Annotated in this window: 16 protein-coding genes; 2 read left to right on the top strand and 14 right to left on the bottom strand. The window is 43.8% G+C overall.

Going from position 1 to position 13,051, the window contains the following annotated elements:
• Window positions 1-11 precede the first annotated feature (11 nt).
• The 9 genes from rpsC to metJ all read right to left on the bottom strand — a co-directional run bounded on the left by rpsC (window position 12) and on the right by metJ (window position 4,643).
• Complete coding sequence (rpsC, locus tag BN3349_RS08655) at window positions 12-719, bottom strand: 30S ribosomal protein S3 (RefSeq protein WP_032108205.1); 708 nt, start codon at window positions 717-719, stop codon at window positions 12-14.
• Between the two features lie 16 nt (window positions 720-735).
• Window positions 736-1,068, bottom strand: a complete 333-nt coding sequence (rplV, locus tag BN3349_RS08650) for a 50S ribosomal protein L22 (RefSeq protein ID WP_032108204.1) — start codon at window positions 1,066-1,068, stop codon at window positions 736-738.
• Window positions 1,069-1,078: 10 nt separating this feature from the next.
• The gene (rpsS, locus tag BN3349_RS08645; RefSeq protein WP_005539416.1) at window positions 1,079-1,354 is read right to left on the bottom strand and encodes a 30S ribosomal protein S19; all 276 of its coding nucleotides are present in this window, start codon (window positions 1,352-1,354) and stop codon (window positions 1,079-1,081) included.
• A 25-nt stretch (window positions 1,355-1,379) separates the two neighbouring features.
• Window positions 1,380-2,201, bottom strand: a complete 822-nt coding sequence (gene rplB / locus BN3349_RS08640; RefSeq protein ID WP_040976920.1) for a 50S ribosomal protein L2 — start codon at window positions 2,199-2,201, stop codon at window positions 1,380-1,382.
• A 20-nt stretch (window positions 2,202-2,221) separates the two neighbouring features.
• A complete protein-coding gene (rplW, locus tag BN3349_RS08635; RefSeq protein ID WP_032108202.1) occupies window positions 2,222-2,524 on the bottom strand; it encodes a 50S ribosomal protein L23 in 303 nt (100 codons plus the stop codon).
• Window positions 2,521-3,126: a 50S ribosomal protein L4 gene (rplD, locus tag BN3349_RS08630; RefSeq protein ID WP_040976919.1), complete on the bottom strand. Its 606-nt coding sequence runs from the start codon at window positions 3,124-3,126 to the stop codon at window positions 2,521-2,523. Before rplD ends, rplW begins: the two co-directional genes overlap by 4 nt.
• Before the next feature lie 16 nt (window positions 3,127-3,142).
• Complete coding sequence (gene rplC, locus BN3349_RS08625; protein ID WP_040976918.1) at window positions 3,143-3,769, bottom strand: 50S ribosomal protein L3; 627 nt, start codon at window positions 3,767-3,769, stop codon at window positions 3,143-3,145.
• Window positions 3,770-3,785: 16 nt separating this feature from the next.
• On the bottom strand, window positions 3,786-4,097 hold the full coding sequence (gene rpsJ, locus BN3349_RS08620; RefSeq protein WP_001181005.1) for a 30S ribosomal protein S10: 312 nt from the start codon (window positions 4,095-4,097) through the stop codon (window positions 3,786-3,788).
• 228 nt (window positions 4,098-4,325) lie between these two features.
• A complete protein-coding gene (gene metJ, locus BN3349_RS08615) occupies window positions 4,326-4,643 on the bottom strand; it encodes a met regulon transcriptional regulator MetJ (protein WP_040976917.1) in 318 nt (105 codons plus the stop codon).
• 231 nt (window positions 4,644-4,874) lie between these two features.
• Here metJ and aqpZ point away from each other — a divergent pair, with 231 nt between their 5' ends.
• Entirely contained in the window at window positions 4,875-5,567 is a 693-nt protein-coding gene (gene aqpZ / locus BN3349_RS08610; RefSeq protein ID WP_040976916.1) for an aquaporin Z, read from the top strand.
• 83 nt (window positions 5,568-5,650) lie between these two features.
• Here the strand turns inward: aqpZ and galU are convergent, their stop codons facing one another.
• The 5 genes from galU to uspA all read right to left on the bottom strand — a co-directional run bounded on the left by galU (window position 5,651) and on the right by uspA (window position 11,608).
• Window positions 5,651-6,541 carry a UTP--glucose-1-phosphate uridylyltransferase GalU gene (galU, locus tag BN3349_RS08605; RefSeq protein WP_040976915.1) on the bottom strand — a complete coding sequence of 297 codons (891 nt, stop codon included), beginning with the start codon at window positions 6,539-6,541 and terminating at the stop codon, window positions 5,651-5,653.
• Between the two features lie 78 nt (window positions 6,542-6,619).
• Window positions 6,620-7,984 carry a phosphohexomutase domain-containing protein gene (locus tag BN3349_RS08600; protein WP_040976914.1) on the bottom strand — a complete coding sequence of 455 codons (1,365 nt, stop codon included), beginning with the start codon at window positions 7,982-7,984 and terminating at the stop codon, window positions 6,620-6,622.
• Window positions 7,985-8,017: 33 nt separating this feature from the next.
• Window positions 8,018-8,200, bottom strand: coding sequence for a carbon storage regulator CsrA (gene csrA, locus BN3349_RS08595; RefSeq protein WP_032093979.1), 183 nt, complete (start codon window positions 8,198-8,200; stop codon window positions 8,018-8,020).
• Between the two features lie 156 nt (window positions 8,201-8,356).
• A complete protein-coding gene (gene alaS, locus BN3349_RS08590) occupies window positions 8,357-10,981 on the bottom strand; it encodes an alanine--tRNA ligase (RefSeq protein ID WP_040976913.1) in 2,625 nt (874 codons plus the stop codon).
• Window positions 10,982-11,182: 201 nt separating this feature from the next.
• On the bottom strand, window positions 11,183-11,608 hold the full coding sequence (uspA, locus tag BN3349_RS08585; RefSeq protein WP_032093981.1) for a universal stress protein UspA: 426 nt from the start codon (window positions 11,606-11,608) through the stop codon (window positions 11,183-11,185).
• A 184-nt stretch (window positions 11,609-11,792) separates the two neighbouring features.
• On the opposite strand from uspA, the gene mazG reads away from it, so the two are divergent.
• Window positions 11,793-12,590: a nucleoside triphosphate pyrophosphohydrolase gene (gene mazG, locus BN3349_RS08580; protein ID WP_040976912.1), complete on the top strand. Its 798-nt coding sequence runs from the start codon at window positions 11,793-11,795 to the stop codon at window positions 12,588-12,590.
• Window positions 12,591-13,051 lie beyond the last annotated feature (461 nt).

The following is a 13,051-nucleotide window of genomic DNA, read 5'->3' as shown; positions in this document are numbered from 1 at the left end:
AGCAATTCTCCTTACTTACGACCTTTACCGCGAGGTGCCTTTTTAGGCGCGGCAGGTTGTTGTTCCGGTTGTTGTGCAATTGCAGCCATTCCACCAAGAATTTCACCTTTGAAGATCCATACTTTAACGCCGATAACGCCGTATGTAGTATGAGCTTCAGCAGTGTTATAATCGATGTCCGCACGTAGTGTATGTAATGGTACGCGACCTTCACGATACCATTCAGAACGTGCAATTTCTGCACCACCTAAACGACCGCTTACTTCAACTTTGATGCCTTTCGCACCTAAACGCATTGCGTTTTGTACTGCGCGTTTCATCGCACGACGGAACATAACACGACGTTCCAACTGAGAAGCGATACTGTCTGCAACTAATTTTGCATCTAATTCAGGTTTTTTCACTTCAGCGATGTTGATTTGCGCTGGCACACCTGCGATTGTCGCAACAGCATGACGCAATTTTTCAACATCTTCACCTTTTTTACCGATAACGATACCCGGGCGAGCCGTGTGAATTGTGACACGAATACTTTTAGCCGGACGTTCAATAGTGATACGTGACACTGAAGCATTCGCTAATTCTTTATTCAAGAATTTACGTACTTTGAAATCGCCGTCTAAGTTAGACGCGAAATCTTGTGTATTCGCAAACCAAGTAGAGCTCCAAGGCTTAACGATGCCTAAGCGAATACCATGTGGATGTACTTTTTGACCCATTGTTATTCCTCTACGATTAACGATCTGACACAACCACGGTAATGTGGCTTGTACGTTTTAAAATACGATCTGCACGACCTTTGGCACGTGGCATTACACGTTTCATGCTCGGACCTTCATCGACAAAGATCTTTGCAACTTTAAGATCATCGATATCCGCACCGTCATTGTGCTCTGCATTTGCAATTGCAGACTCAAGCACATCTTTAACCAATGCCGCAGCTTTTTTATTGGTATAGGTTAAAATTTCTAAAGCCTGAGCTACTTTTTTGCCACGGATCAAATCCGCAACTAAGCGAGCTTTTTGCGCTGAAGTGCGAGCGTAACGATGTTTTGCAATAGTTTCCATCTTTTACCCCTTACTTCTTAGCTTTCTTATCCGCAGCGTGACCGCGGTAAGTACGAGTCGGTGCAAATTCACCTAATTTATGACCGATCATTTCATCGGAAACATAAACCGGAACATGCTGACGACCATTATGGACTGCGATGGTCAATCCGATCATTGAAGGAATGATCATTGAACGACGGGACCAAGTTTTAATTGGTTTTTTATCCCCGCTTTCCACCGCCTTCTCTACCTTCTTCAACAAGTGTAGGTCAAGGAAAGGACCTTTCTTGAGAGAACGTGGCATGGCATTACCTCTTTATTAATAACAATTATTTACCACGACGACGTACGATGTATTTATCAGTACGTTTGTTATGGCGAGTTTTCTTACCTTTGGTTTGAACGCCCCAAGGAGTAACTGGATGTTTACCGAAGTTACGGCCTTCACCACCACCATGTGGGTGGTCAACTGGGTTCATTGCAGTACCGCGAACAGTCGGACGAATACCTCTCCAACGGTTTGCGCCCGCTTTACCAAGAACACGAAGCATATGTTCTGAGTTACCTACTTCACCGATGGTTGCAGTACACTCAGCAAGTACTTTACGCATTTCGCCGGAACGAAGACGTAGAGTCACATAATTACCTTCGCGGGCAATGATCTGTACATAGCTGCCCGCAGAACGCGCGATTTGACCGCCTTTGCCGGGTTTTAATTCAACGTTATGTACGGTTGAACCAACTGGAATGTTACGCATAGGTAACGCATTACCCACTTTAATTGGCGCATTCACACCAGCTTGGATTTGATCACCTGCGCTTAATCCTTTAGGCGCCAGAATATAACGACGTTCACCGTCTTTATATAACACTAAAGCGATATTCGCAGAACGATTCGGGTCATATTCAAGACGCTCAACAACCGCCGGAATATCTAATTTGTTACGTTTGAAATCGATTAGACGGTAATGTTGTTTATGCCCACCACCGATATGACGGGTAGTGATACGTCCTAAATTATTACGCCCGCCGGTTTTAGATTTAGTATCTAATAACGGTGCGTAAGGTTTACCCTTATGTAATTCAGGGTTTACGATTTTAACAACGTGACGACGACCAGCGGAGGTCGGCTTACATTTAACGATAGCCATTGTTATCTACTCCTCCGTAATTACTCTGCACCTTCAACAAAGTCAAGAGACTGACCTTCCTGAAGAGTGACATAAGCTTTTTTCCAGTCACTGCGACGACCCAGTTTAGCTCCACGGCGTTTAGTTTTGCCTTTCACTACTACGGTACGTACAGAATCCACTTTCACTTCAAACAGCTGTGCGACTGCATTGGCAATCTCAACTTTATTTGCGTCTAACGCAACTTTGAAAACGATAGTGTTTGACTTCTCAGCGTTATTGGTTGCTTTCTCAGAGACGTGAGGTGCTTTTAACACTTTTAGCAAACGTTCTTGTTGGCTCATGCTAACATCTCCTCAATCTGTTTCACAGCATCCACAGTAACGACCACTTTATCGAAAGCGATTAAGCTTACTGGATCGATTCCCTGTACATCACGTACATCAACTTTGTAAAGATTACGTGCGGCTAAGAATAGGTTCTCATCTAAACCTGCTGTGATAATTAACACGTCTTCCAGTGCTAATTCTTTTAATTTTTGTACTAAAACTTTCGTTTTCGGTGCTTCAACTTCGAATTTTTCCACCACAACCAAACGATCTTGGCGAACTAATTCAGAAAGAATGCTTTTAATTGCACCACGGTACATTTTTTTGTTCACTTTTTGGCTGTGATCTTGTGGTTTCGCCGCAAAAGTCACGCCACCGGAACGCCAGATTGGTGATTTAATATCACCGGAACGGGCACGACCTGTACCTTTTTGACGCCAAGGTTTTTTACCTGAACCAGACACTTCAGCACGAGTTTTTTGCGCACGAGAACCTTGACGAGCACCTGCTGCATAAGCAACAACAACTTGGTGAATCAACGCTTCGTTAAACTCACGTCCGAAGGTAGTTTCAGAAACAGTTAACGCACTCTGTGCATCTTTAACTTGTAATTCCATCATCTATCTCCCAGACTTATGCTTTGATTGCCGGTTTTACGATAAGATCACTACCCGTCGCACCCGGAACGGCACCTTTAACAAGTAGCAATTTACGCTCGGCATCTACACGAACAACTTCCAGGGATTGAACGGTTACACGTTCATTACCCAAATGTCCTGCCATTTTTTTACCTTTAAACACACGACCCGGTGTTTGGTTTTGACCAATAGAACCAAGTACACGATGTGATAAAGAGTTACCATGAGTTGCATCTTGAGTACGGAAATTCCAACGCTTAACGCCGCCTTGGAAACCTTTACCTTTAGATGTACCGGTAACATCGACTTTTTTGACATCGGTAAAGATGTCAACATTAATCTCCTGACCTAAAGTGAATTCTTCACCTTCAGTACGGAATTCCCATAAACCGCGACCAGCTTCAACACCTGCTTTCACGAAATGACCTGCTTCAGGCTTAGTTACACGGCTCGCTTTTTTTGAACCTGTAGTAACTTGAACTGCAGTATAGCCATCGTTTTCAAGAGTTTTAACTTGAGTCACACGGTTGGCTTCGATTTCGATAACGGTAACTGGAATCGACACACCGTCTTCAGTGAAGACACGGGTCATACCAACTTTACGACCGATTAAACCAATCATTGTAATAACCTCTTAATTAACCTAGGCTGATCTGCACGTCAACGCCGGCAGCCAAATCTAAACGCATTAATGCATCAACAGTTTTTTCTGTTGGCTCAACGATATCCACTAAACGTTTGTGGGTGCGAATTTCGTATTGGTCACGTGCGTCTTTATTCACGTGTGGAGAAATCAACACGGTGAAACGTTCTTTACGGGTAGGTAAAGGAATCGGACCACGAACTTGCGCACCGGTACGTTTAGCTGTTTCTACGATCTCCGCAGTAGATTGATCGATCAAACGATGATCAAACGCTTTCAAGCGGATACGGATTCTTTGGTTCTGCATTAGACCAGAGCTCCAATAAATTTAGCTAATAATAAAACTGACACCGTCACCTTTCATACATCTTATTGAAAGGGAAGTGCAGTTAACCTGTATATAGTTCCCAGATCGGGAACATTTTACGTATTGCATAATTACAATACACATTTGATAAATGATTACATCAAACGACTCTCATATCGAAAGCTCGTGGATTATACTGATAATCACCAAGCATTGCAAGCCGATTGTTTAATATTCCCATTTATCCGGGTCGATCCCCAACTCACGCATAACCTGCTTTGCCTGCTCAGGAATTTCATCATGCCGGTCTTTCAGCAAATCGGCATCACTCGGTAACGGCTGCCCGGTAAACGCATGCAGAAACGCCTCACACAGCAGTTCGCTATTGGTTGCATGGCGCAAATTTCGGATCTGACGTCGCGTCCTTTCATTAGTTAAAATCTCTAATACCTTGATCGGGATTGAAACTGTGATTTTTTTGACTTGCTCGCTTTTCTTACCGTGCTCTGCATAAGGGCTAATATATTTGCCGTCCCATTCCGCCATCTTGCCAACCTTCATAAAATAACCTTACTATTTATCGCACATTCTAATGAAAAACAGATTAAATAACAATCCGGACATCAAGACTTCCGGATTTCCGACAAGATTTACAGAAATTTACGCAACTTCCTCAGCAAAACCCACTCTAATTGGAGGAAAAATAGCAACATAGTATGCTACACAGCATTCCGTGATGTATTTTCTTTTATCTAACAATATTTATAGAGGTTTATTATGCTTAAAAAATTATCAGCTGAATTGTTCGGAACTTTCTGGCTCGTGTTCGGTGGCTGCGGCAGTGCGGTGTTAGCGGCAGCTTATCCGCAACTAGGTATCGGCTTTGCTGGCGTAGCGTTAGCATTCGGTTTGACGGTGTTGACGATGGCTTATGCCGTCGGGCATATTTCCGGCGGTCACTTTAATCCAGCGGTGACTTTAGGTTTAGTTGCTGGCGGTCGTTTTAATACAAAAGACGCATTGCCTTATATTATTGCGCAGGTTATCGGTGGCATTATCGGCGCGGCCGTCTTATACGCTATCGCCTCCGGCAAAGCAGGCTTTGACGCAAGCGCCGGCTTCGCTTCAAATGGCTACGGCGAACATTCGCCGAACGGTTTTTCGCTCAGTGCGGTCATTATTGCAGAAATTGTATTAACTGCATTCTTCCTGATTATTATTCACGGTGCAACAGATAAAAACGCCCCGGCCGGATTTGCACCGCTCGCTATCGGTTTAGGACTAACATTAATTCATTTGATCAGTATTCCGGTTTCCAATACCTCGGTAAACCCGGCACGCAGCACCGCGGTCGCCATCTTCCAAGGCAGTTGGGCGCTTGAACAACTGTGGGTGTTCTGGGTCGCTCCGATTATCGGCGGCATACTCGGCGGCATTATTTACCGCACATTATTACAAAAGAAAGCATAAATAATCAGACAAGCCGCAGCACAATGCGGCCTCATCAGAATGTGCAAACGGCAGAATCAACTGCCGTTTTTATTGATCGGTTATCAAGACAACGATTTAGTCAGTTTTTTCAAATAAGCTGTAAATTTCTCGCCCAGCTGCGGATGATGTAAGCCATATTCAACAAAAGCCTGCATATAACCCAGCTTATCACCGCAATCAAAATTTTCCCCGGTCTGATGAAATGCTTCGACAGTTTCTTTCTCAATCAGCATATCAATGGCATCGGTTAACTGAATTTCATCACCAACACCAACCGGTGTTTTTTCTAATAAAGGCCAAATGGAAGCGGAAAACACATAACGTCCGACAACCGCCAGATTGGACGGCGCATCCTCAACACTTGGTTTTTCCACAATACTGTTAATTTTTGCACTTTCCCCCACGTTCAATTCAACACCGCCGCAATCAACAATACCGTAACTGTTCACATTATTCTTATCTACCGGTGCGACCATAATCTGACTGGCTTGCGTTGCATGAAAACGTGCCAGCATAGCGCTCAGGTTCTCTTTTTTCTGATCCGCACTGAAATCTGCCAACAACACATCCGGCAAAACCACAGCAAAAGGTTCATCTCCCACGAGCGGATGCCCGCATAATACTGCATGTCCCAGACCTTTGGCATTTCCTTGCCGAACGTGCATAATCGTCACGTCTTTTGGACAAATAGACCGAACTTCGTCCAATAGCTGACGCTTCACCCGTTTTTCCAACATCGTTTCCAATTCAAATGAGGTATCAAAATGGTTTTCAATCGCATTTTTTGAAGAATGCGTGACCAGCACAATTTCTTTGATACCTGCCGCAATACATTCGTTCACAACATATTGGATCAGCGGTTTATCCACTAAGGTTAGCATTTCTTTCGGAATTGCTTTAGTTGCTGGTAGCATGCGCGTACCCAGCCCGGCGACCGGAATAATTGCTTTCATTGGTTTTCCTTATTCTCAATAATAAATAACCGCACTTTTTCCAATCGAATCAGTAAAGTGCGGTCCATTTTAGCTTAATTATTGACGTAATAACGCCAAAATTTCTTCGGTTTTTTCCGTCATTAATTGTTTATCCCCACGGGTTTCAAGGTTTAAACGCACGACCGGTTCGGTGTTGGAGCTGCGTAAATTGAAACGCCATTCAGGATATTCAATACTAATGCCGTCGATCTCATCGACTCGGATGGCATCTTTCTCATAAGCGGCACGTACGCGCGCAATGGCAGATTTAGCATCCGCCAGTTTACTGTTGATTTCGCCCGGCGATGGATAAGTATCAATACTGTCACCAACAAGTTGCCCCAGGGTTTGACCGGTGGTGCAGACTAATTCCATCACCAACAGCCAAGGGATCATACCACTATCACAGTAGAAGAAATCACGGAAATAATGATGCGCGCTCATTTCGCCGCCATAAATCGCATCGACCGCACGCATTTTCTCTTTAATGAACGAATGTCCGGACTTCGACATCACCGCTTCGCCGCCGTTTTCTTCCACCAGTTTAATCGTGTTCCAAATCAGGCGCGGATCATAAATGATTTTCGCCCCTTTATTTTTCTGTAAAAACGCCCGTCCAAGCAACCCGACGATATAATAACCTTCAATAAACCCGCCGTTTTCATCAAACAGGAAACAACGGTCAAAATCGCCGTCAAAGGCAATCCCCATATCAGCCTTGTTGGCAAGTACCGCATCAATGGTATCCTGACGGTTTTCATGCAGTAACGGATTAGGGATACCGTTCGGAAACGTGCCGTCCGGATTATTATGCACCTTAACAAATTCCACCGGCACGCGTTTTGCTCTAAATTGCGCTTCGATCGCATCAATCACATGGCCAGCAGCGCCATTACCGGAATTGATCACCAGTTTCATTGGTTTCAGGTTATCTAAATTAATATACGATAACAGATGCTCTACATAATCGCCCAATACGGAAAGTTGTTTATACTCGCCGCGCCGTGTTACCGGCGGAAAATGATTTTCCTCCGCTAAACGCTGAATATCCGCCAGACCGGTATCCGCGCTAATCGGACGAGATCCTTCGCGGACTAATTTCAGTCCGTTATAATCCATCGGATTATGGCTTGCTGTCACCTCAATTCCGCCGTCGGCCTTTAAGAATGAGGTGGCGAAATACACTTCTTCCGTTCCGGTTTCACCGAGGTCAATCACATTAACGCCGGAATCCAGCAAACCGTTTGTTACCGCGCTTTTCAGCTCCTTACTGGTCAACCGGACATCACCGCCGACAACAATAGTTTTCGGTTTTAGAAACTGCCCGAACGCACGCCCTATCCGATAAACAATATCCGCATTCAGCTCGTCGCCTAAGCGACCACGGATATCATAAGCTTTAAAGCAAGTCAATTTACTCATAACTTCTCCATTTCTTACCAATTACAAAGCTCGTTAAGATTGCTGTTCATCCTGCGCCTCTTTAATGCGTTGGTAAATTTCTTCCCTATGAACAGAAACATCTTTTGGCGCCTTCACACCAATTTTCACTTGGTTACCACGAATATTCAGTATCGTGATGGAAACGTCATCACCAATGAGCAAGCTCTCGCCAACTTTTCTGGTTAAGATCAGCATATAACCTCCTCATTTGATCATTTGATGCGATATCCTATCGTTCACCTAACATCCTTATTCTAAACTCATAGTGCAACCCACATTATCGTAACGCATTTAACCTCCGAGCGTTATCAATAAAACTCAAAGTTGTGAGTTATGGCACAAAATTTCCGTCTATAAATTCAGCTGCAACCAATCGGCACACACTGACAATGCTTGCGTAACATGCTCAGGCTGCGAGCCGCCTGCCATTGCCATATCAGGACGACCGCCGCCTTTGCCGCCGACATGCTGAGCCATTAAATTCACCAGCTCGCCGGCTTTCACTTTAGCAGTTAAATCCGCGCTGACGCCAACGATCAAATTCACTTTTCCTTCAATAACTGAGGCAAACACGATAACCGCGGAACCCAGCTGATTTTTCAGATCATCTACCATTACACGCAATGATTTACTTTCAATACCGTCCAGCTGCTGTAAAACGACAGAAACGCCGTTAATTTTCACCGCACTTTTGGCTAAATCCGAACCAGTTTGCATGGCAGCTCTTTCTTTTAACTGCTGCAATTCTTTTTCCGTTTTCTTGGCTTTATCCTGCAATTGCTGAATTTTTTCTGCAATAGAGTTTACGTCTGATTTCAGCAATTCGGCACTTTGAGTTAATAGTACTTGCTGTTCATGTAGCCAATGAAGCGCATTTTCACCGGTCAACGCCTCAATACGGCGCACGCCGGCGGCAATCGCCGCTTCACTGATTATTTTAAATAAACCGATATCGCCGGTACGTCTGGCATGAATACCGCCACAAAGCTCAATGGAAAAATCGCCCATGGTCAACACACGCACTTTCTCAGCATATTTTTCCCCAAACAACGCCATGGCACCTTGTGCTTTCGCCGCCTCTAAATCCATTACCGCCGTCTGTACCACGTGATTGGCACGAATTTCCCGGTTCACAATACGTTCAACCTCAAACAACTGTGCCTTGCTGATCGCTTCAGGGTGAGTAAAGTCAAAACGCAACGCGCTATCGGAAACCAACGAACCGCGCTGTGCGACATGCTCGCCCAACACCTGACGTAAAGCGGCATGCAATAAGTGTGTCGCCGAGTGATTTAACGCAATGCGACGCCGGCGCGCAACATCCACCACGGCATTGACCGATTGCCCTACCGATAACGCCCCTTGGGTTAATTCACCGATATGCCCGAAAACCTGACCGTATTTTTGCGTATCATTAACAGTGAAAGTAAAATTTTGTCCTTCCAAACGACCGCTGTCGCCGATCTGCCCGCCGGACTCCGCATAAAACGGTGTATTTTCTAAAATAACGACCGCACTTTGCCCGGCTTTGATGCTTTCCACGGATTTGCCGTCGTGGAAAAGTGCGGTGATTTTTGCAAGACTTTCCGACTCTTGGTAGCCTTCAAACTTCGTCGAGCCGTCCACGCGAATAATATTATTATAATCAACCCCGAACTGGCTTGCCGATTGGGCGCGGATACGCTGCGCTTCCATTTCGCGCTCAAATCCGGCTTCATCAATGGCAATATTGCGCTCACGGCAAACATCGGCAGTTAAATCCAACGGAAAACCGTAAGTATCGTATAATTTAAACGCGACCTCGCCGGATAACATGTTATTCTCCACCTTGGCTAGGGCATCATCCAATAATGTCAAGCCACGTTCCAGCGTACGAGCGAACTGCTCTTCTTCCAGACGCAGCAATCTTTCAACGTTCGTCTGTTTATTTTTCACATCCTGACCGGCCTCTGCCATGACCTCAATTAATGTCGGCACCAATTTATAAAAGAAGGTTTCTTTCGCACCCAATAAATGACCATGACGCACTGCACGGCGAATAATCCGGCGCAATACATAGCCGCGACCTTCATTAGACGGGATCACGCCGTCAGCAATTAAATAGGCGCACGAACGAATATGATCGGCAATTACGCGCAATGATTTATTCGCAAGATCCGTTTCTCCAGTCAGTTCCGCTACTTTAGCGATTAATTTGCGGAAAATATCAATATCGTAATTTGAATTAACATGCTGCAACACGGCGGCAATGCGCTCTAACCCCATACCCGTATCGACCGACGGTCTCGGCAGTTTTTCCATCGTGCCGTCAGCCTGCCGGTTAAACTGCATGAAAACAATGTTCCAAATCTCAATATAACGGTCGCCGTCTTCCTCCGCTGATCCCGGCGGTCCGCCCCAGATATGCTCGCCGTGATCGTAAAAAATTTCAGTACAAGGACCGCAAGGACCGGTATCGCCCATTTGCCAGAAATTATCCGAGGCATAAGGCACACCTTTATTATCACCGATACGAATAATTCGATCGGCCGGAACGCCGACCTGATTATGCCAAATATCATAAGCTTCATCGTCTGCCTGATATACGGTCACCCACAGTTTTTCTTTCGGCAACCCTAACCACTCAGAGGAAGTCAAAAATTCCCAGCCGAATTTAATCGCATCCTGTTTAAAATAATCGCCAAAGCTGAAATTCCCCAACATTTCAAAAAACGTGTGGTGACGTGCGGTATAACCTACATTTTCCAAATCGTTATGCTTTCCGCCGGCTCGGACGCAACGTTGGGCCGTCGTTGCTCGTGAATAGGGGCGTTTATCCATACCGAGGAAGACATCTTTAAACTGATTCATCCCCGCATTCGTAAATAATAAGGTTGGATCATTTTCTGGCACAAGCGAACTGCTTGGCACGATCTGATGTCCTTTACTGTGAAAAAAATCAAGGAACGATTTTCTGATTTCTGCCGTTGTTTTCATTAATAAGCCTTGTATTATCTGATCAATCTGCTATATAAATTTGCTTATTGTTACATATTTTTGAAATTTAGAAAAAGTATTTTTATGTGGTCGCCATGCTACAAGAGGGAGGAATTATTCGCGCAACAGCCAAAAGAAAAAGGCTAAATTCTCTTTTAGAATGAATTTAGCCTTGAATAAAGTAAAGCAAACTGTCGAAAGCTATTCTTCCCGCAATGGCACAACCAGCATATCGACCGTAATATTGTTCATCACCTGACGAGTGGATGACATCAGCTTGCTCCAGAAATCCTGATGATGACCGGTAACCAACAGATCCACATCGTATTGCTCAATCGCATCGGATAACACCTGCCCCAAATCTCCGCTGCCACTTAATTTTTCCGACACCGGATAACTGCAATGTTCGGCAAGTTGAACTAATGCCTGCTGCGTTTCGGTAGAAATTCGATCCTGCATGGAAGACATATTAACGTCAATTAATCCGGTATAAAGATCAGAGAAATTCACGTCAACATGGATAATGGACAACTTTGCATCGTGTCTTTTCGCGACGCCGGCAGCTTTTTCTAATAAAAATGGGCTTTCGTCAGAAAGATCTATTGCCACTAGTATGTGTTTGTACATAATTGACTCCTTATCTGATCGGGGATTAATTAATTTATTTTGGAGTTATAGTAACACCAGTAAGACAAAAAAAATATGCACTCGATCACGTTTTAGAAAAAACTTTTTATTTTTTACCGCTCATGCCAACCCAAAGATTATGTTATGATTAATTCCGTCACTCAAGTTATTTACAGGATAAAAAATGCACTATTCTATTCAAGATTTTGTTAACTTAATTGCCAAATTACGCGATCCAAATGGAGGATGCCCTTGGGATCTGAAGCAAAATTATCAAACTATGATCCCTTGCCTAATTGAAGAAAGCTGTGAAGTTATTGATGCTATTGAGCAGAATAACCCGCGCGATTTAAAGGAAGAACTCGGCGATCTGTTATTACAAGTCGTTTTCCTCAGCCAACTGGCAACGGAAGAAAAATTATTTACCTTTGAAGATGTTGTGCAAGACGTAGCAAAGAAAATTATTCGTCGCCATCCCCATGTATTCGGTAACAGCAGCGCCGCTAATGAGCAAGAGGCGCTGTCTAATTGGAACCAAGTCAAAGCTGAAGAAAATAAACAAAAGGGGCAGCACTCCATTTTGGATAATGTTCCGACCGCATTTCCGGCACTGATGCGAGCGGAAAAGTTGCAGAAACGCTGTGCAAAAGTCGGCTTTGATTGGAAGGATGTTGCGCAAGTCTTCGCAAAAGTAGAGGAAGAGCTGGAAGAAACTCGCCAAGAGTGGAAACAAACGGAGCAAAACCACGCCAAAATCAACGAAGAAATCGGGGATCTGTTATTCGCCGTAGTGAATTTAAGCCGTCATTTGCATTGTTCTGCCGAAGAGAGTTTACGTCAGGCAAATTTAAAATTTGAACGCCGCTTTCGGGCTGTCGAAGAAAAACTCTACCATCAAGAAAAAAAGATAGAAAATACTTCTCTCATGGAAATGGACTTATTATGGGATGAAGTTAAAAAAGAGGAAAAAACAGATCAATGAACACATACTCAATTTAAACGAATTCCCTTAATTAACTATTAACATACTGATTAAAAATTAAAATTTAAATTATGTAATAAAGCGCGGTCGAAATTCTGAAATTTTATTTTAAGGATTTCGGAATTACAATTAATTTAGTGCAAATAATTATTTTGCTAAAAAAGTAACGCCATGAAATATTATTAAAAACTAATTAAAAAATTGATACGGCGATAATCATCTAAATACTAGATGAGATTTTCTCAAAAATAAATTCAATCATTATAAATAAAAAAATATTTGCAAACGCACCGCACTTTTTAATCAACATAAAAGTGCGGTGCGTTTTTCGGTTGTTTGATGGATTTGCCGGAGGGGGCGATTATCTGGTATGGATTTTTCGGTTTATCAGGCGGGTGGAGTAAACATTTACTTTGAATATTCCAATTAATGAAAACTAAACGCCGTTGCCGTTGCCGTTG

This window comes from Necropsobacter massiliensis (assembly GCF_000827595.2).
Classification (GTDB): Bacteria; Pseudomonadota; Gammaproteobacteria; order Enterobacterales; family Pasteurellaceae; genus Necropsobacter; species Necropsobacter massiliensis.
Note: the sequence above shows the minus strand (reverse complement) of the source record. Positions and strands in the feature narration are given on the sequence as shown.